The organism is Polynucleobacter sp. AP-Kaivos-20-H2 (genome assembly GCF_018882215.1).
Taxonomy (GTDB): domain Bacteria; phylum Pseudomonadota; class Gammaproteobacteria; order Burkholderiales; family Burkholderiaceae; genus Polynucleobacter.
In genome coordinates this window covers 18182-37632 of record NZ_JACVOX010000005.1, presented here as the reverse complement: position 1 = coordinate 37632, position 19451 = coordinate 18182, and the positions used below count along the sequence as shown (strand labels likewise).

General features: G+C 45.3%; 22 protein-coding genes. 12 read left to right on the top strand and 10 right to left on the bottom strand.

The annotated features are described in order from the left end of the window. Positions 1-164: 164 nt before the first annotated feature. The 3 genes from ICE89_RS11620 to ICE89_RS11610 all read right to left on the bottom strand — a co-directional run bounded on the left by ICE89_RS11620 (position 165) and on the right by ICE89_RS11610 (position 3471). The gene (locus tag ICE89_RS11620; protein ID WP_216266018.1) at positions 165-1208 is read right to left on the bottom strand and encodes a fumarylacetoacetate hydrolase family protein; all 1044 of its coding nucleotides are present in this window, start codon (positions 1206-1208) and stop codon (positions 165-167) included. Positions 1209-1319: 111 nt separating this feature from the next. Then, positions 1320-3233, bottom strand: a complete 1914-nt coding sequence (locus tag ICE89_RS11615; RefSeq protein WP_216266017.1) for a ferrous iron transporter B — start codon at positions 3231-3233, stop codon at positions 1320-1322. Further along, positions 3226-3471 (bottom strand): FeoA family protein, encoded by a 246-nt coding sequence (locus ICE89_RS11610; protein ID WP_215359742.1) that lies wholly within the window; start codon positions 3469-3471, stop codon positions 3226-3228. Before ICE89_RS11610 ends, ICE89_RS11615 begins: the two co-directional genes overlap by 8 nt. Before the next feature lie 91 nt (positions 3472-3562). On the opposite strand from ICE89_RS11610, the gene ICE89_RS11605 reads away from it, so the two are divergent. The 3 genes from ICE89_RS11605 to ICE89_RS11595 all read left to right on the top strand — a co-directional run bounded on the left by ICE89_RS11605 (position 3563) and on the right by ICE89_RS11595 (position 5360). Next, positions 3563-3904 (top strand): cupredoxin domain-containing protein, encoded by a 342-nt coding sequence (locus ICE89_RS11605; protein WP_216266016.1) that lies wholly within the window; start codon positions 3563-3565, stop codon positions 3902-3904. Then, on the top strand, positions 3901-4665 hold the full coding sequence (locus ICE89_RS11600; protein WP_216266015.1) for a hypothetical protein: 765 nt from the start codon (positions 3901-3903) through the stop codon (positions 4663-4665). The genes ICE89_RS11605 and ICE89_RS11600 overlap by 4 nt, the downstream gene beginning before the upstream one ends. Positions 4666-4733: 68 nt before the next feature. Continuing rightward, positions 4734-5360, top strand: a complete 627-nt coding sequence (locus tag ICE89_RS11595) for an FMN-binding negative transcriptional regulator (protein ID WP_216266014.1) — start codon at positions 4734-4736, stop codon at positions 5358-5360. A gap of 7 nt (positions 5361-5367) precedes the next feature. Here the strand turns inward: ICE89_RS11595 and modA are convergent, their stop codons facing one another. The 4 genes from modA to ICE89_RS11575 form a co-directional block, all read right to left on the bottom strand. Beyond that, positions 5368-6123: a molybdate ABC transporter substrate-binding protein gene (gene modA, locus ICE89_RS11590; RefSeq protein WP_216862003.1), complete on the bottom strand. Its 756-nt coding sequence runs from the start codon at positions 6121-6123 to the stop codon at positions 5368-5370. A 76-nt stretch (positions 6124-6199) separates the two neighbouring features. Further along, positions 6200-7560 (bottom strand): IS3 family transposase gene (locus tag ICE89_RS11585; protein ID WP_216266013.1). Its coding sequence is split into 2 segments (ribosomal slippage): positions 6200-7101 and positions 7101-7560, totalling 1362 coding nucleotides; the frame shifts between segments, so codons are not numbered across the junction. A gap of 94 nt (positions 7561-7654) precedes the next feature. Next, a complete protein-coding gene (locus tag ICE89_RS11580) occupies positions 7655-9292 on the bottom strand; it encodes an OFA family MFS transporter (protein ID WP_216266012.1) in 1638 nt (545 codons plus the stop codon). Positions 9293-9343: 51 nt separating this feature from the next. Continuing rightward, the gene (locus ICE89_RS11575; RefSeq protein WP_216266011.1) at positions 9344-10366 is read right to left on the bottom strand and encodes a substrate-binding domain-containing protein; all 1023 of its coding nucleotides are present in this window, start codon (positions 10364-10366) and stop codon (positions 9344-9346) included. Positions 10367-10441: 75 nt separating this feature from the next. On the opposite strand from ICE89_RS11575, the gene ICE89_RS11570 reads away from it, so the two are divergent. Next, complete coding sequence (locus ICE89_RS11570) at positions 10442-11266, top strand: substrate-binding domain-containing protein (protein ID WP_216266010.1); 825 nt, start codon at positions 10442-10444, stop codon at positions 11264-11266. Between the two features lie 96 nt (positions 11267-11362). Here the strand turns inward: ICE89_RS11570 and ICE89_RS11565 are convergent, their stop codons facing one another. Then, positions 11363-11944, bottom strand: a complete 582-nt coding sequence (locus tag ICE89_RS11565; protein WP_255558835.1) for a hypothetical protein — start codon at positions 11942-11944, stop codon at positions 11363-11365. A 160-nt stretch (positions 11945-12104) separates the two neighbouring features. On the opposite strand from ICE89_RS11565, the gene ICE89_RS11560 reads away from it, so the two are divergent. The 7 genes from ICE89_RS11560 to selD all read left to right on the top strand — a co-directional run bounded on the left by ICE89_RS11560 (position 12105) and on the right by selD (position 17869). Next, positions 12105-12536 carry a GNAT family N-acetyltransferase gene (locus tag ICE89_RS11560; protein ID WP_216862002.1) on the top strand — a complete coding sequence of 144 codons (432 nt, stop codon included), beginning with the start codon at positions 12105-12107 and terminating at the stop codon, positions 12534-12536. Between the two features lie 12 nt (positions 12537-12548). After that, a complete protein-coding gene (locus ICE89_RS11555; protein WP_216266009.1) occupies positions 12549-12983 on the top strand; it encodes a YbgC/FadM family acyl-CoA thioesterase in 435 nt (144 codons plus the stop codon). Positions 12984-13003: 20 nt separating this feature from the next. Beyond that, positions 13004-13582, top strand: a complete 579-nt coding sequence (locus tag ICE89_RS11550; protein ID WP_216266008.1) for a hypothetical protein — start codon at positions 13004-13006, stop codon at positions 13580-13582. Positions 13583-13717: 135 nt separating this feature from the next. Beyond that, positions 13718-14998: a DEAD/DEAH box helicase gene (locus ICE89_RS11545; protein WP_216266007.1), complete on the top strand. Its 1281-nt coding sequence runs from the start codon at positions 13718-13720 to the stop codon at positions 14996-14998. A gap of 85 nt (positions 14999-15083) precedes the next feature. Continuing rightward, positions 15084-16193 (top strand): transglutaminase family protein, encoded by a 1110-nt coding sequence (locus ICE89_RS11540; protein WP_216266006.1) that lies wholly within the window; start codon positions 15084-15086, stop codon positions 16191-16193. Positions 16194-16212: 19 nt separating this feature from the next. After that, entirely contained in the window at positions 16213-16764 is a 552-nt protein-coding gene (locus ICE89_RS11535; RefSeq protein ID WP_216266005.1) for a TlpA disulfide reductase family protein, read from the top strand. A 34-nt stretch (positions 16765-16798) separates the two neighbouring features. Next, positions 16799-17869, top strand: coding sequence for a selenide, water dikinase SelD (selD, locus tag ICE89_RS11530; protein ID WP_216266004.1), 1071 nt, complete (start codon positions 16799-16801; stop codon positions 17867-17869). 1 nt (position 17870) lies between these two features. Here the strand turns inward: selD and mmsB are convergent, their stop codons facing one another. Both mmsB and ICE89_RS11520 read right to left on the bottom strand, forming a co-directional pair. Then, the gene (mmsB, locus tag ICE89_RS11525; protein WP_216266003.1) at positions 17871-18749 is read right to left on the bottom strand and encodes a 3-hydroxyisobutyrate dehydrogenase; all 879 of its coding nucleotides are present in this window, start codon (positions 18747-18749) and stop codon (positions 17871-17873) included. A gap of 25 nt (positions 18750-18774) precedes the next feature. Continuing rightward, entirely contained in the window at positions 18775-19044 is a 270-nt protein-coding gene (locus ICE89_RS11520; protein WP_216266002.1) for a cupin, read from the bottom strand. Positions 19045-19101: 57 nt separating this feature from the next. On the opposite strand from ICE89_RS11520, the gene ICE89_RS11515 reads away from it, so the two are divergent. After that, on the top strand, positions 19102-19395 hold the full coding sequence (locus ICE89_RS11515; protein WP_255558834.1) for a DUF1330 domain-containing protein: 294 nt from the start codon (positions 19102-19104) through the stop codon (positions 19393-19395). Positions 19396-19451: the final 56 nt, after the last annotated feature.

Sequence of the window (19451 nt, the reverse complement as noted above, 5' to 3'; positions counted from 1 at the left end):
CCCGCTTTAGACCGCCAAATTTTAAGAACTCTTTAACTACCTTTAGCTTGAACTGCTTGCTGTACTTGCTCATAAAACAAAACCCCCTTGGTTGGACATAACGTCCAACTTTTGGGGGTCAGTTCATAGGGTGGCTTTCTTTTTGAAGCTCATTTGAGAAATAATCAAGCTAAAGTGAACCTCAATTCCCCGAGTTTTTCGACTGAGCTCACAATCTTATCGCCCTTCTTCAACCATACCTGCTTATCTTTCGGCATACCAGCAATAACGCCTTGTGGTGTGCCAGTGAAAACAATATCTCCCGGTTCTAATGTCCAGTAGGTGCTGATGTAAGACAACATTTTTTGAGTGTTGTGAATAAAGTCTGCGGTATTGGAGTTCTGACGCAACTCACCATTAACCCAGGTCTTTACCTGAAGCTTATTGGGGTCACCCACTAAGTCAGAAGTAACAAAGTAAGGGCCAATTGGTGCGTATTGATCTAAGGTCTTGCCAATCATCCATTGCCCGCTCGGCAATTCCAATTGCAAATCGCGTGATGAGAAATCATTTGAGGTGCAATAACCAGCCACATAATCCAAGGTCGCTGATTCAGGAACATTGCGCATCTGCTTGCCGACAACAATCAACAGCTCGGTCTCGTAATCCAACTTATAGGAGACTGATGGCGGAGGAATTTGCAATAAACAGTTGTGAGCCGTAAGACTATTGTTGTACTTATTAAATAGCGGCGGTACTCGTGGGTGAGCCATACCAACCTCATCCGCATGCGCACGGTAATTTAAGCCAACGCAAACAATCTTTCCAGGGTTTTTAAACAGGCGTCCGAAAGTAATGTCGGATTCCTTTAAGTAAGGCACGCCAGATTTATCGGCGCTTGCTACTACCTTATTAAATCCAGCAGCATTACCCTCTTGCAATAATTGATCCAAGGTAGTTGGTGCTGCAATCTTCATTTTCTTAGCTACAGCACGAATATCGATAATGCCTTTTGAGGTAACCACACCCAAGGTTTCTGTGCCATCCGCATTTTGGATCGAGAGAATTTTGCTGTTTTTCACCATTTCACGTGGGCCGGTGTAAACCTCCCCTCCCCATACTGAGGTGGGATGAGCTGAAGCCTCCTTCATTACACCCATAGTAGAGGCAGCTACTAAACCGGCTCCAGCAGCTGAAGCAGTCTTCATAAATTGGCGACGTGAACTCATCTATATCTCCTTGTGTTGTTATTTATTTTTTAACTACAAAAGGAATACTACCAAAGGAATGCCACCCCACCCTTTTATGCGGTGCCGCAGCAAATATAGATGTCAGTAGGCTTAACCTAGACCTAGATAAATAGCTAAGTGATAGGTAATAAAGGATGCAATATAGGCCAAGCCGAATAAGTAACTCAACATGATGATGGGAATCTTCCAGCCTCCCGTCTCGCGCTTTACTGCAGCAATGGTAGATAAGCACTGGGGAGCAAATACAAACCAAGCCAATAGAGATAAAGCCGTGGCTAATGACCAGCCATTGGAGATTAAGGGAATCAGTGCATCAGCTGCGTCGACACTCGAGCTAGATAGCGCATAAACCGTTGCCAATGAGCTCACCACAACCTCACGAGCTGCCATACCTGGCACTAGAGCAATACTGATCTGCCAGTTAAATCCAATCGGCGAGAACACATGTGCTAAGGCCTGCCCCATCATTCCGGCAAAGCTGTATTGAATCGGTGATCCTGTTGCGCCCTCGGGTGGGAATGGAAAGCTAGATAACACCCACAAACCAATAGTCATCAGCAAAATAATTCCGCCAACACGGCGCAAAAAGATTTCTGCTCTTTGCCACAAGCTAATTGCTAAATTGCCTAAGCGAGGCAAGTGATAACTTGGCAACTCCATCATGAGCGCGTTCATCCTAAATTGCTCACTCGTAAAGCGCTTCAGAATCCAGGCAACTGCCATCGCACCCAAAATTCCAGCGAGATAAAGCAAGAATAAAACTAGGCCTTGTAAATCAATGCCAGCCCATAGCTTTTGCTCTGGAATGAATGCCGAGATCAATAAGGCATATACCGGTAGGCGTGCAGAACAAGTCATCATGGGTGCAATCAGAATCGTCACCATGCGATCGCGCGCATTAGAGATGCTTCTAGTCGCCATAATTCCGGGAATAGCACAAGCAAAGCTGGAGAGGAGTGGAATGAAGGATCTACCCGATAAGCCAACAGAGCCCATGACCCTATCTAGTAAATAGGCAGCCCTTGGAAGATAACCAGACTCTTCAAGCAAAAGAATAAAGAAGAACAAAATCAGAATTTGCGGCAAGAAAACCACCACGCCACCTAAACCCGCCAAAATTCCATTGATCAATAAACTGCGCAGCCATCCATTGGGCAATACTTCAACTATCTGAGCACCCAGAAAGTCCACTGCAGATTTAATCAGGTCCATGGGTACCGTAGCCCAACTGAAGACGGCCTGAAAAATACAAAAGAGTAAGGCCACTAAGATAATGGGGCCAACTACTGGATGAAGTAACACTGCATCCAAACGATCACTCAATTGATCGGGAATGATTTGATCCAGCTTGAGATTTTGCAGAATTCGTTGAACTTGAATATTGTCAGATTCAGTATGGGCAATATGAGAGGCAACATTCTCTAGGGTCGCATCACTAGTACCTGTGCGTAACCCATTGAGATTGCGCCAGTCTAGATTCGATAAGAACTGCTTGATTTCATCAGCGCCATTAGACTGAATGCCAATACTCGTGAGAACCGGCAAGCCTAATTCATTCGAAAGTGCAGCGGTGTCGATTTGCAAGCCTTGACGCTTTGCAATATCGAGCATGTTGAGCACTACGATACAAGGCAGGCCCAAGCGCTTTGCTGCCAACACCAAGCGCAAGTTGCGACGCAAATTCATAGCGCTCAACACGCAAATGACAAGGTCGGGACGCTTTTCACCTTCGGCTCGACCAAGGAGAACATTGCAGGTCACGCGCTCATCCAAGGATCTTGGATACAAGCTATAGGCGCCAGGCAAATCCAGTATGCGGATATTTTTGCCAGACTCAAGAGATAGGCGCCCTTCTTTGCGCTCTACAGTAACGCCTGAATAGTTCGCTACCTTTTGACGACTGCCAGTCAGCAAATTGAATAATGCCGTTTTGCCACAATTGGGATTACCCAATAAAGCTACGAGTGGCTCACTCGAGAAAAAGTGAACTTTAGATTCAGACATGTGAAATGGCATCGACCGTGATCATGCGTGCTTCTGCTTGACGTAACGCGAATGTGGAGGCTCCGACGCGAACCATATATGGACCCTTACCAAGCAAACCTTTACGCAGAACAGTCACCTGCTCACCAGGTAAAAACCCAATGTCTTCCAGCTGCCCTTTAATTTGAGGGGCACCCTTAGGCGCGTTAACCGCGCTCACTCGGTAAAGAACTTCCAAATCAACCTGGTCCAAATGCATGGAGGATTGTCACTTTTATCAATAAATAGGAACGATTCTCATTATATACCTTATACTTGAGATTAGTTCTCATTTACATATACGCTCATTTATGAAAAATACTTATATAAAACAGTTACTTATCAGCATTTTTTTGTTGTTAAATTTGACAATTATTGCCTACGGGGCAAGCAACGATATCGAGATTTCAATTAAAAATGGGCGCTTTTCACCCTCAGAAATCGATGTCCCGGCCGATACCAAAGTAAAACTTACGATTGAAAACCTGGATGACACTCCAGAGGAATTTGAAAGTTACGACCTCAACAGAGAGGTATTAATCAAAGCCAAAAGCAAAGCTTCTTTCTATATCGGACCCTTAAGTCCTGGCGTCTATAAATTTGAAGGTGAATTTAGTCCTGAAACTGCTCAAGGTGTGGTGAGGGTTAAATGATGATGAGAAATAATTTAATGCAAGGCTTGTGTTGCCTTGCCCTTCTCTCTGCCAGTGCATTAGTTCATGCTGGAGAGTACTTAAGTGGGCCAGCAGATTACATCTACACACCAAGAGTGGAAGAAGGTGAAAGAGAGATAGACACGAAGTTTGGAACCCAGACTCCCAGAAACGGTGAAGACAATAGACAATCAGGTGCTTCCATTGGATTTGGATATGGCGTGAACTCATGGTGGTTTACAGAGATTTATGGAAAAGTTATTTGGGATGGCACCAACTCCCAATTTGATGCGGTGGAATGGGAAAATAAATTTCAACTAACGGAAACTGGAAAATACCCAGTTGATATCGGCTTCTTGCTTGAGTTAGAGCGCCCTCAAAATCGCAATGAAGGATATGAAGCCAAATACGGTTTCTTATTTCAAAGTGAATGGAAAAAGTGGGTCGCCAATCTCAACGTCTTGATGCAAGGACATTACACGGGCACTGAAAATCAGGGCACCTATTTCGGCTATCAAGGTCAGGTTAAATATCGCCTTCAGCCAGAGCTGGAGCTTGGAGCGCAGATTTACTCTTGGCTAGGACAGGTTAATAACTGGAATACAAATGAACAACAACAATCTAGTGCGGGGCCAGCCATTTTTGGGAAAACCAAACTGGGCCGCAAGGAAGCCTTGAAATACAACGTAGCCTACCTATGGGGAACCACCGCTGCATCGCCAAAAAACACCATCAGAATGCAGGTAGAGTACGAATTTTAAGAACAAGAGCTTAATCTCTGCTATGTTCCTATTAATTACAACCATTTACCCATTCTGCTAACCATTTTATGTACCTACCAAAACATTTTTTAGTTGAAGATCAAGCGGTATTAGCCCAGCTGATTTCTGAATATCCATTAGCGACTATCGTTGCGAATCTGGATGGCCATTTTGAAATCAATCACCTACCCCTCATGTTGAGCGCAGACAAAACCAAGCTATATGGACATGTCGCCAAAATGAATCCACTCGTTAAAGTTGCGAGCAGTACCAATACATCTGTTACAGCAATCTTTAATGGGCCAAATGCGTATGTGACCCCATCTTGGTATCCATCAAAACAAGAGAGCGGGAAAGTAGTTCCAACCTGGAACTATGCTGTGGTTCACGCGGAAGGCAGCATCAAGTTGATTGAGGATGCGCAGTGGTTGAGGAGTCATGTCTCACAAATGACCAATCTTCATGAGCCCACCTATCAATCCACCTGGAAGTTAGATGATGCTCCAGAAGAATACGTGCAGATGATGCTCAAGGCCATCATTGGCATCGAGATTGAGGTCAGTAGTTTGGTGGGTAAATTTAAGCTAAGCCAGAACCGGCCGGCCGAAGACTATGACGCAGTAGTAGGACAACTAGAGAAGTCGCCACAAGAAGCCTTACAAGAGATGCTGAAGTTCATGAGAGCACCCAAGTAATTAGCAACTAAGGCGTGGTGTAACCATACCTTTGCAGAATGGATTTGGCCTGATGCCCCTGCATAAAGCGATACAAATCCACTGACTCTTGAGGTGCGCCCTTGATTAACACCATGCGCTGTTTAATGGGTTCATAAAATTTTGTATCAACCAATAAGAAGCTCGTTTGCTTTGTCACCTCAGGCGACTTCGCTAGAGAAAGTGCAGTAAAACCAATATCCGCTGCGCCGCTCATTACATAAGTTGTAGCGGCCCCAATATTGTCCGCATAAACAAGCTTATCTTTAGCTAAATCCCATAAGCCTTCTGCCTTGAGATACTCAACCGCAGCTTTGCCATAAGGAGCAAGCTCTGGCTTAGCAATTGCCACTTTGTTTGCTCGTACAATTGCCCGAGCAATTTCTGTCTTGCTGTCAGCCAAACGAATCCCGGATGAGGTTTTGGCAATTAAGGCAAGCTTACCAATCGCATATATAGCGCCCTCATCTACCGTCTTGCCATTCTTAAATAGCTCCAAGGGAAAATGCTCATCTGCCGCAATAAAAAGATTGAATGGAGCGCCGTTCATGATTTGCGCGGCGAAGTTACCGGATGAGCCATAGACCACCCTTATTTCTGGTTTACCACCAGCCTTGAAGGCAATCGCAATCTCGTTAAAAGCATCTTTCATATTGGCAGCAATAGCAACAGTTGAGGTCTGCGCAAAGGCGAGATTTGCAAATAGAAGCAGTGATGCAAATAAGGAAATCGGGCGAATAAACATGATTGAGGTAATTCTAGCGGATAGAAATGAAAAAACCACCCCGAATGAACTGACCCCCAAAAGTTGGACAGTTTAATTAGGTTAGCACGAGGGATTGAGTTCGGTATTGCACCGGACTCAATCCCTTTAGCTTTTCTTTGATTCGATCATGGTTGTAGTAGTGGATATATTCCTTTAGTTCTGCTTTAAATGATTGGACATCATCAAACTTCTTTTGATAGAAGAACTCGGTTTTCATAATCCCAAACCAGCTCTCCATGACGGCGTTATCTAAGCAATTGCCTTTTCTAGACATGCTTTGAGTAAGACCTTGTTCTTTTAAGGCCTCCTGATAAAACCCCATCTGGTATTGCCATCCTTGGTCTGAGTGCAACATGGGTTGATCGCCTTTACTTAACTTCTTAAAAGCTTTTTGGAGCATCTGCATGACTGAGCTAATCTGTGGCCGATCCGCAATCTCATAAGAGATGATCTCCCCGTTAAACAGGTCTAAGATTGGTGAGAGGTAGACCTTCTCACCCTTGATGTTGAACTCAGTGACATCAGTCACCCACTTCTGATGAGGTTTGCTTGCTCTAAAGTTGCGCTCTAGCAAGTTGGGGGCCGCCTTACCTACAGACCCCCTATAAGACTGGTATCGCTTAGGGCGAACGGTGGACTTTAGTCCTAGTTGGCCCATGAGTCTTTGCACGGTCTTGTGGTTTAAGTATTGATGTTGATTGCGCAGCTCTAAGTACACCCGCCGATACCCATAACGACCCCGATGGGCATTAAAGATATGGGCAATATGCTCCTTAGCGTCCTGATAAGGATCGGCTTTACTACTAGCTTCTCGCCAGTAGTAATACACGCTCTTAGGCATTTGGGCTACCAGCAAAATGACTTGCAATGGATGGTGCCGCCTTAACTCAGTAATTAATTGGACTTGTTCTTGCTTGCCAAGTGCTTTTGCTGGGCTAAGGCTTCGAGCTTTTTTAAATAAGCGTTCTCCACTTCTAAATACTGCGCTTTACGCAGTAACTCTTCATGTGTGAGTGAAGTTAAGGGCTTGGCAAGCAGGGCCTTAATATCGCTAGGTTTTGACATGGGTGGCCGTCCCTTGGGCTTGGGTTCTAGGGCTGTAATACCACCCTCATTGTAGCGGCGTTGCCATTGACTAATCGTAGTGGGTGCAGCGATATTAAAGTGAGCGGCAGTGGGTCTTATTGAGACCTGATTGATCTGCATATACCGGAGTACTGATAACTTAAACTCTGGCGTGTAATGCTGCAGTACTCGCTTTTGCAAACCAGGTAACCCTTGGGCTCGATAGGCCAGCACCCACTTGAGAACATCAACTGGATCGATGCCATAAAGCGTGGCAACACGTTTTTTACCACCCAGATTGAGATAATCTTTAACAACTTTTAACTTGAACTGCGTACTGTACTTGCTCATAAAACAAAACCCCCTTGGTTGGACTTGGTGTCCAACTTTTGGGGGTCAGTTCACGAAGGGTGGCTAATGATACTTAGATACTTAGATACTTGAATCAACCAAGTAACTTTAAAGCGCTTAAGAAGGTTTTATAGACACCCCAAGCAAGTGGAACGCCAACAGCAGCCCAAGCCAAATAAACAGCTGCGGCAGAAGTCTGATCATTACCACTCGCTCCTTTGACTACTGAATCAAGGGCTTTCTCGTGCGCTAGCTTTTTCTCTTCGACTAGCTCAGCATCTGTCATAAACCACTTATCAGCTACTGGGCGAACCATCAAATTACAAATTAATCCAATTGCCAGCATGCCAACCAAAATGTACATAGTTTGGTTATATACCTGAGCACGAGGTAAGCCTAAGCTCAACTGATAGTCGCGCATGTAATTCACTACCACTGGACCCAAGATGCCAGCAGTAGCCCATGCAGTTAGCAGGCGGCCATGAATAGCACCCACCATTTGCGTACCAAACAGATCAGCAAGATAAGCGGGAACGGTTGCAAAGCCACCACCGTACATACTCAAGATGATGCAGAAGGCGCCAACGAATAAGTGTAAGTTACCCGCTGCAGCACTACTTGGAATGCTGAAGTAAAGAGCACCGCCGAGTACAAAGAAAATAATGTAGGTAAGCTTACGACCTAATTTGTCAGACAAACTGGCCCAAAAGAAGCGCCCACCAATGTTAAAGAGACTTAACAATGCAGTAAAACCAGCCGCAACACCTGCAATCGCAGTGAGCTGAGTCTTATCAAGCTCCGTGAAAGTTTGTGTAACGCCAATCAAGCTACCTGCAAATACTTCTTGCAACATTGGTGAAGCCATACCAATCACACCAATACCCGCAGAAACGTTCATGCAAAGAACCATCCACACCAACCAGAACTGTGGAATACCCCATACTTTTTTAACGTTTACACTACGCTTAGTAATCATCGCATTACTAGCTTGATTTGCTGGTGGAGTCCAGCCTGCTGGCTTCCAGTCACTGGCCGGAATACGGTAACCAAATGCACCAGCCATCATGTAAACAAAGTAACCAAGCGCCATCACAACAAAGGTTTGTGCAACGCCGACACTAGTTGGGGTAGCAAAATACTTCATCAGATTTGCAGCTAATGGTGAGCCAATCATGGCGCCGCCACCAAAGCCCATAATCGCCATACCCGTTGCCATACCGCGACGGTCTGGAAACCATTTGATCAATGTGGACACTGGGGAAATATAGCCAAGGCCCAAGCCAATACCGCCAATCACACCTGAGCCCAGAATCATCATCCAGAACTGGTGAAGGTAAACACCCAAGGCAGAAAAGAGCATGCCGCCACACCAACAGAATGCAGCAACAACGCCAGCTTTACGAGGGCCTGCACGCTCTAACCAGCCACCCCAAAGAGCAGCAGAAGAACCGAGAAGCACGAAGAACATGGTGTACATCCAACCAAGCGTAGATATTTGCCAATCGCAGCTAGTTGTAAAGAGTTGCGCGAAGAAACCAACGTCAGCAGCACATTTAATCGCCTCAGTACCGCCCTGCGAAACTCCCAAGGCTTTAGATAATGGTAGCCAGAATACGGAAAAGCCATAGGCCATACCAATACATAAGTGAATAGCCAGCGCCGCCGGTGGAACGAGCCAGCGATTAAAGCCTGGGCCTGCAATTGTTCGTTCTTTGTCTAATAGATGAAACATGTTGCCTCCTATTTATAGTTATATTTACTGCACAGTAGCTACTTTTTTACACTATAACCAACCTTCAATTTGTCGATTAAGGCCTACAGCCTTATATCCAGGCGTTTCCCCCGAATAACTTCGTATCTTCCTGATTAATTTGGAGGCCTCTGATTGAGCAACCATCTCCCTATGCATGGCGATGAAAAATAACTCATCTTTAAGCGGTATAAAACCCAAACCATTTTCAATAGCGATATTTTTCACGCCCAAACCAACATCAGCCTTGTCGGCCAAAATAGCATTTGCAACCGCTGAATGAGTGAACTCTTCATGCAGATAGCCATTCACTTCAGAAGGATCAATACCCTCCTCTATCAGCAGACCATCAAGTAGCAGTCTTGTGCCAGAGCCGATCTGACGATTGATAAAGCGAATTTTTGGATTCACCAAATCATAGAGGGCAGAGATGCGGAGGGGGTTTCCTTTTTTTACCAGCAAGCCTTGTGTGCGCTTCATGACAGGATATATTTGAATATCATTTTTTGACAAGCGATGATGAATAGCCTTTGAGCTTCGCTCATCTGATACATGGTATCCGGCAATATGGGCTTCGTTACTCAGAAGCTTTTCAAGGGACTCTCCCGAACCAGCAATCTTCAAATCGAAGCCTTTAATCTCTGCAGCGGCCCTTTGAATGATGGAATCACTGCTAGAGAGAAACTTCCATTTTCTACTATCAGTCTTTTGAATCTTTTTGATTTCTTTAAGTAAGGTATCTTGATATGCGCTTCCATGCTCAACATACCCCGCTTGCATCTCATCAATAAACTCAATTAAAAACTCGCCGAGTTTTGTTAACTTTGAGCCATGTCCTTTGGTCCTCGTAATGAGTGGCATGCCAAGCGCAGCCTCAACATCATTCATCTTGCCCCAGGCGCTTCGATAAGAGGTGCTGGATTTTTTACTTGCTGAAATTAACGAGTTACCGCGACCGATATCCCTTAACAGCTGAGACAGCCAAACCAAATCAATAGGGACCCCGCCTTTGGCTTGATTATTTAATAGTAAGGTTGGTCTAACTTCAATTTGCATATGTAATTGATTGCATATTCAAGTGGTAATAATTATGCGATGATATTACCTTAATACATTACTCGGTGCACCCCCATGAAAAAATCAATCCGCAACCTACTTCTAGCAACCCTAACGGCCATTGCCCTCAACGGCCCACAGGCTTTCGCCCAAGAAAAAAGCATTGTGGTCTCATCAACTACCTCCACAGAGCAATCTGGCCTCTTCAATTACATACTCCCCATCTTTAAGATGAAGACTGGTATTGAGGTTAAGGTTGTGGCTGTTGGAACTGGTCAGGCGTTAGATATTGGCCGCCGCGGTGATGCAGATGTGGTGTTTGTTCATGACAAACCTGCTGAAGAGAAGTTTGTGGAAGAAGGTTTTTCAACCAAACGATATGAAGTGATGTACAACGACTTCATTCTCATCGGGCCTAAATCAGATCCAGCAAAAATTGCTGGTGGCAAAGATATTCAAGTGGCACTCCAAAAAATTTCCGCTGCGCAAACCCCGTTTATATCGCGCGCAGATAAAAGCGGCACGCATGCTGCAGAACTTCGTTATTGGAAAGGTGCAGGCATCGCCCCCTCTTCCAGCCAACCTTGGTACAAAGAAACAGGCTCAGGTATGGGCCCTGCCCTCAATACCGCCTCTGCTATGAATGGCTATATATTGGCTGACCGTGGCACCTGGCTCAGCTTTAAGAATCGTGGCGATCTTGTGATCCTGGTGCAAGGCGATCCAAAACTATTTAATCAATATGGTGTGATGTTGGTTAATCCAGCCAAGTTCCCTCATGTGAAAAAAGTACAGGGTCAAGAATTTATTGATTGGCTCATCTCTAAAAATGGGCAGGACGTCATTGCTAGCTACAAAATTGATGGCGAGCAGCTCTTCTTTCCGAACGCCAAAAAATAATCGAGTCCCATCAAGCAAAAAGCCCGCATCTGCGGGCTTTTTTACTACTAGCGTACCGCCTAGTTATTCACTACTTATTTACTGATTATTTCCAATTTACTTCTTTGGTGTTACGAAGCCAATTGCTGTGTCGTCAACAAACTCAACCATCACATCATCACCAGCTTTGAATTTCTCAAGACCAAGAACGGCAGGATCCACTTTAACTTTTTGCTTCTCGCCGCTTGGCAATGTGAAACTCACGATACGTGTCTTTTGATCAATGGTGGAGATCTTTACAGTTGCATAAACTGTTTCTGTTGTCTCTTCAAAAGGCTTAGTAGCACCTTTGCCAGCGATCACTACAGAGCGAACGCCTGAAACACCTGGTTTTTGATCTTTACCAACAGCTGTTAAGCCAACAGCAACTGCCTGTGCATGCTCTACCAAGAACACGTCACCCTTTTTAACTTTATCCAAATCATTGATAGATTTAGCAACGTTCATCTGCGCCAAATTACCGTTAGCATCCTTCAATACAACGATACGCTTCTTTGCATCTACTGAATCAACGGTTGCGCTCAAAACGACAACGTCAGCAGCCAGAGGCAACATCTTTGCAGGAAGCTGCGCAAAAACAGAACTTGCAAAGGTAATGCCAACTGTTGCAAACAAACCAGCTAATAAAGATTTCTTCAAGATAACTCCTAATTGAGTAAAAGGTTACGGATGGGCTCAATCCAGAGCCACAATTCATTGTAACCATGGAACGGGGCACTTTCGTACGGAATCGAACTATGCTCACACTCCTCATTATTTGGTAAATTGAGCTATTCACCGTGATTCGAGACTATCTGCCTTGGAAATACTGACTAAACCCTGGAGAGAAGCTGAGGTAGACGCCTTTTTGGTGCGCCAAGAGGTCTTCATACGGGAGCAAAAGGTTCCAGCCGAGTGGGAATTAGACGAATTCGACCTCTCAGCAGTTCACGCCCTAGCCTACCAAGCGGCGCACTGTATTGGCACTGGCCGATTGGTTGATTTAGGCGGCGGACTATTTCAAATTGGACGTATGGCTGTCTTAGCCCAATTCAGACATCAGGGGGTAGGAAGGCAAATCCTAGAGGAGCTGGTTCATCTGGCCCAATCTCAAGGTGCAAAGTCTATCGTCTTGCACTCACAAGTGGCCGCCATCCCCTTCTATCAAAAACTAGGCTTTCAGTCACAGGGACCCATCTATGATGAGGCTGGCATTGCCCATCGTAATATGATTCTCTTATTGTCAAAATAGAATTAATAGCCAATGACCTCTAACACTCATCCAAGTATCAGCGCCTTTATCTATACCCATCGAGTCTGTTACTCAGATACAGATGCAGCAGGTTTTGTTTATCACGGACGTTATCTCGAGATTTTTGAGCGCAGCCGTGCAGAGTGGCTTGCTCAAAAAGGCTTAAGCCCCACCAAACTCGAGAATGAATTTAATATGGTGATGCCGTTACGCGAACTCACAATGAACTTCTATAAACCAGGGCGTCTAGATGACTTGCTTTACATAGACCAAGTGATTGAACATCGCGGCCGCACTCAGGTGAGCGTTAAACAGACTGCGCAAAGAAAGCTCCCTGACAGCGAAGAATTCCAAGTTATTGCGAGCGCCGTGCTACATATTGTTTGCGTTGATACCAACACACTCAAACCTAAGGCATGGCCTGATTGTGTATTCCAAGATGAGTGATGTATGTAATGGAGCAAAAAATGTCTGACGGTAAATTGCTAACCTTTGTTCAAGAGCTCAGCGTCCTGCTTGAGAAAAAACCAAGTGAAGAGATTGTCTTTTCTGATGGCAAGAAAATGCTGGAGAAACTGATTGCCGTGGATGATTGGTTGCCAGAAGAGTTCACCAAACCTCACCCGCAGTATTACCAGCAATATCTCCTCTATGCCGATCCATTGGACCGCTTCTCTGTGGTGAGTTTTGTGTGGGGCCCCGGACAAAAAACGCCTTTACACAATCACACCGTTTGGGGAATGATTGGTCAATTACGTGGTGAAGAAACGGGCACTCCCTACTATCGTCAAGCAGATTCTAGCTTCAGGGCAGGCAATCCATGTGTCAGCCTGCCTGGGCAAGTTGATACCGTATCACCAGATACTCACGACATTCATGTGGTTGAGAATAGCTTGAACGACAAAACCTCTATCAGCATTCACGTGTATGGCGGCAATATCGGCCGCATTCATCGTTCGGTATTTGATCCTGCAACTGGTGCAGCAAAGTCATTTGTATCCGGCTATGCCAATACTGTCGTGCCAAACCTCTGGAATCCGGCGTAATCCTCTAATTACTCAGCTTTTGGGGTTGATGACTTAAAATAGAGCCTCTTACTGCAAACGCTCCAGCGTGGCAGCTCACCCCATTGACCGGGATAGTCGTTTAATTGAATACGGGTCAATACTTTATTGGCCCCTATGTTATTTACAGATCTTGGTTTATCAGAGCCCATTCTTCGCGCTATTAATGAAGAAGGCTACACCAGCCCTACCCCGATTCAAGCAAAATCAATTCCTGCCGTCTTAAAAGGTGGTGATCTTTTAGCTGCCGCACAAACAGGCACAGGCAAAACTGCTGGTTTTACGCTTCCAATCCTGCAACTTTTAAGCAGCACCCCTAAATCTAGCGGCAAAAGATTATTACGAGTTCTCATTTTGACTCCCACTCGCGAGTTAGCTGCCCAAGTCCAAGAGTCTGTTGTGACTTATGGAAAATATACCGGCTTGAAATCTACTGTGATTTTTGGCGGAGTTGGCGCTAATCCACAAATTAAAGCAATTGCTGGCGGTCTCGATATTTTAGTTGCAACTCCTGGGCGCCTACTTGATCTCATGTCACAAAATTGCGTGTCACTCAACGACATTGAGATTCTCGTGTTAGATGAAGCCGATCGTATGTTAGATATGGGCTTCTTACGAGACATTAAAAAGATCTTGGCTGCCTTACCTAAAAAGCGTCAGAATCTTTTGTTCTCCGCAACCTTCTCTACCGAAATTAAACAATTAGCGGACGGCTTGCTTAATTCGCCTGAATTAATTGAGGTGGCTCGTAGTAATAGCACCAATGAAGCAATTGCCCAGTTGATTCATCCGGTTGATAGAACGAAGAAGCATCCTCTGCTAGCCCATCTCATTAAGACTAATGACTGGAAGCAGGTGCTGGTTTTTACACGCACCAAGCATGGCGCGAATAAATTAGTTACTCAATTGGAAAAGGATGGCATTACTAGTATGGCCATCCATGGTAATAAAAGCCAAAGCGCTCGTACCAAAGCATTGGCTGATTTCAAAGCGGGTAAGTTAACCGCATTAGTTGCCACTGATATTGCTGCACGCGGTATTGATATTGACCAGCTCCCTCACGTGGTGAACTACGACCTTCCAAACGTTTCTGAAGATTATGTCCATCGCATTGGACGCACTGGTCGCGCAGGCTCAAATGGCGTAGCAGTTTCCCTGGTATGTGTTGATGAACATCAAATGCTCAGAGACATTGAAAAACTTATCAAACAAAAGTTGCCACAAGAAGTGATTGCCGGCTTTGAACCAGATCCAAATGCCGTGGCACAACCGATTCAGTTGCGCAGTCAGCAACACCAGCAATCTCGCAAGCCAAGGCCTGCTGGGACAACTGGAACTCCAGCGAAGAAGACTCCTGCCAAGCGCAGTAGCCCGCCTAAAAGAAGCTTTAATCGTTAAGTGATTCGATAAAATATCCTTATATATTTAAGCACTAGCTCAGCCAACCCATTTTTTTGATTTTTTTAATAAACATCCAACTCATATGACTACATCACGCCGCTCAGCCATCAAAACCATTGTTGGCGCATTAGCATTGCCAACGCTCAGCCCAATCGCCTCTGTATTTGCTCAATCTTCACTCGAGTGGACTACATACGAGATCGTGACTGAAGTCAATTTAGAGTCGCCTAAAGGCATCGCGCAGAGCTGGATTCCATTGCCTCTCGTTTTGGATACGGATTATTTCCGCACCATCGCTATCCGTTCAGAAGTAAGCGACCCTAAAGCGACAACCCAAATGTATGAAACTCCAGATAAGCAAGCGCGCATGGTTTGGACCAAATGGGATGCTTCAGCAAGCACTCATAGCGTCAAAGTTGCTATTTTGGTAAGCACCCGCAAACGTAACCTAGAACTCTCAGCGCCAAATCCAATATTGAAACTCTCCAAAGAAGATCAACGCTTTTGGACTCGCCCTACCAAATACCTCCCCACCGATGGCATTGTGAAAGCAAAGGCGCAAGAAGCACTCGCCAAACTCCCAGTCAACGCTAGCGATATTGATAAAGCCAAAGCAATTTATAACTGGGTAGTCGATAACACGCATCGTGATCCAAAAACACGCGGTTGTGGTCAAGGTGATGTCAAGCTCATGCTTGAAACCAATAACCTTGGCGGAAAATGCGCTGATATCAACGCCGTTTTTGTATCGCTAGCGCGTTCAGCTGGGTTACCAGCGCGTGATGTCTATGGTATTCGGATTGCTGATTCTGCCCGTGGCTATAAAAGCTTAGGTAAGTCTGGTGATATCACTAAAGCACAACATTGCCGCGCCGAGTTCTATGCATCAGGTTTTGGCTGGGTGCCCGTCGATCCAGCAGACGTTCGCAAAGTGATTCTTGAGGAAACTGGTGGTCTAGCTGTTACCGATCCAAAAGTAATCGCTATTCGTGATTACCTTTTTGGTAATTGGGAAATGAACTGGATGGCTTATAACTATGATCATGACATCGCATTGCCAGGCTCCAAGCTCGGTAGTAAAGGTGATATTCCATTCTTAATGTACCCACAAGCAGAAAATAACGAAGGTCGTTTTGACTCTCTTGATCCAGACAACTTCAAATACAAAATTACTAGCAGACGCATTAGCTAATGCTTCCTAAAGAAATTGGATGAAGTTATTTATGCATAAGCTAGCCCGAGAATTTTCTCTTGTGCTAGCTTTTTCTTTTCTGACCGTATGTAGCTTTTCAGCTAACGCTCAATGGCGCCCTGCAGCTCAGTTAAGCCTCTCATCAATCGCCCCTCCCCTTCAACTGAATAATCTATCCGGTAAATCAGTAGATATATCCAGCCTCAAGGGTAAAGTTATCGTCGTGAACTTTTGGGCCAGCTGGTGCGAACCCTGTCGCGAAGAATTTGAAGAGCTTGCTCAGCTCCAAGAAAGCTATGGCTCTCAGGGCCTTGTTGTTTTAGCGGTGAATCTCGCTGAAATGAAACCACGTGTCATGCAGTTCTTAAAAGGTAATGGCTTCTCTGAAAACAGTCTCGAAATCTTGCTTGATCGCAATAGTACCGCCTACAAGTCTTGGAAAGCCCGTGGATTACCCACTACCTTCCTTGTCAGTAAAAGCGGCAAGATTGAAGGGGTTTGGATTGGCGCTATCGAGAACGTTGATAGCAGTGAGGTCAAGGGGAAAATAGAGTCCCTGCTACGACAATAAACAGACTCCGCTCTGCATCTGATACTCTCGCTATATGAATACCGCGAACACAGCAAATTCCCCTACCGAACCACGCCTTACCTCCCTTTCTCATGGCGGAGGCTGCGGCTGCAAAATTGCTCCTGGCGTTCTTTCTGAAATCCTCCAAAACGTCCCGCAACTTCCCTTTCCAAAAGAGTTGCTCATTGGCATTGAAACTTCCGATGACGCTGCCGTTTATCAGATCAATGAATCTCAAGCGATCGTAGCTACGACCGATTTTTTTATGCCGATAGTGGATGATCCATTTGATTTCGGAAAAATTGCTGCCACGAATGCCATTAGCGATATTTATGCAATGGGTGGCACACCCCTATTCGCACTTGCCTTAGTAGGCATGCCAATTAAGGTCTTATCCAATAAAACCATTGCACGCATTCTGGAAGGTGGCGCTGAAGCCTGTCGTAGTGCCGGCATACCTATTGCAGGTGGTCATACGATTGATTCTGTAGAACCTATTTACGGACTTGTAGCTATTGGTATTGTGGATCCTAAGCGCGTAAAAAGTAATGCCAGCGCCAAACCTGGGGATGTATTGATTCTCGGAAAACCATTAGGTGTTGGTGTTTTATCCGCCGCTCTTAAAAAAGATCTTTTGGGGCCAGATGGCTATCTAGAGATGATCTCAAACACGACGAAACTAAATTCTGCCGGCCCTGATTTAGCCAAACTAGCTGGCGTACATGCATTAACGGATGTGACTGGATTTGGATTAGCTGGCCATACTTTAGAGCTCGCACGGGGCTCCAACTGCACAGCGCATATTGATTGGAGTCAAGTGCCCCTCCTATCCAATGTACAAACACTGGCTGATGATGGCGTGATTACAGGCGCATCAGATCGTAACTGGCTTAGCTACGGCGAAGAAGTTGGGATTCCTGCAGATTTCACACTAGCGCAACGTGCTTTATTGACTGACCCCCAAACTAGTGGCGGCTTATTGGTATCTTGCAGCCCTGAGAGCGTTAAAGAGGTATTGGATACCTTCAATCAACACCAATTCCTTGGCGCCCGCGTCATTGGCCAAATGAGCAAGCGTCAAGGAAAACCGTTGGTTGTTTCTTAGACTATTTCTTTAGATTAAATACGCTCGAGAAATCCAGTTGGCCATTACCGGCTTTGCTGTGACTCTCATAGAGCTGTTGCGCTAATTTCCCAAGGGGAACACTAGCATCGAGATTTTCTGCATTCTCAACCGCTAAGCTCAAATCCTTAAGCATAAGATCAACACCAAAACCACCAGCGTAACCTTTTGAAGAGGGCACGTTTTCCATGACGCTTGGACAGGGGTTATATAACTCCAAAGCCCAGTTGCGACCCGAACTTTTAGACATAATGTCAGACAGAACTTTAGGGTCCATGCCATTGGCGATGCCTAAACGTAGTGCCTCACTCGTCCCCAACATCTGAATCCCTAAGAGCATGTTATTGCAAACCTTGACGGTCTGTCCTGATCCATTGCCGCCCGCATGAAAGATATTCTTACCCATCTTCTCTAATAAGGGACGTGCGCACTCAACATCGTTAGTTTCGCCGCCGACCATAAACGTTAAAGTGCCTGCTTGTGCACCTGCAGTCCCACCAGAAACTGGTGCATCAATCATGGCAAAGCCTTTTGCTTTGGCGGCAGCAGCAACGGCTTGTGCCACCTTTGGTGAAATCGTTGAACAATCAACGAGCAATGTTTTAGGATTTGCGCTTGCCAACAAACCGGCATCACCCAGATATAAGCCCTCTACATGACGAGAAGCAGGCAGCATGCTAATCAATACATCGGCATCTTTTGCAGTGTCATGCGCATTTGCTGCAATGGCGCCTCCTGCAGCTGCAAAGGCATCAAGCTGAATCTTTACCAAATCAAATCCAGTTACCTGGTGTCCAGCTTTTAATAAGTTCAGGGCCATTGGTAAGCCCATATTGCCAAGTCCAATAAATCCGATTTTCATATCGCCCTCAATTTCTGAATATTGTTTATTGTTTTCTAGAGGCGAGATATTTCACCCCCTCAGATCCATACGACTCAGAATGCACCTCTTTCCATCCCAACTCAAATACATCACCAGCCTGATAGGTCCTGCTCTTTCCATGAATGGTGATATCGATACTGCCTTCAATCACTAGCGCCTTTACTTCAAAGGGATGCTCATGCTGACCAAGCCGTCCGTTAGGGGCTTGCTGAACCTCTACTGGGTCAGGAAATCCTTCCCGCTGAAGCAGCACTTGAAATTGCTCTTTATTCATAATCCAACTATAGCGTGGTTATACACTCTTGACATAAAGCAATCTGCATAAGGAGTCATGATGATCAAAGTCATTGGATTAATGGAGTTGAGCGATCAAGCCGCATTTGAAGAATATAGAAGTCAGGTAAGTAAAACTGTTGAACTTTACCAAGGCGTCATTAAAAACCGCGGATCAGTTGTGGAACTATTTTGGAATGAGTTACAGGCTCCACCCTTCAGCACTTTTGTGGAGCTCGAATTTCCTGAAGTACAGGATGCTCATACCTGGGCTAACAGTCCTGAATATCAAGCGCTAGTACCTATTCGAAGTAAGGCAATGAAGCTAACCTTGTTTAGCGTTGTCACCTAAGATAATTTGTAGTTCGCACTATGCCAATAAAAAAGCCTAGCTCCTAAAAGCTAGGC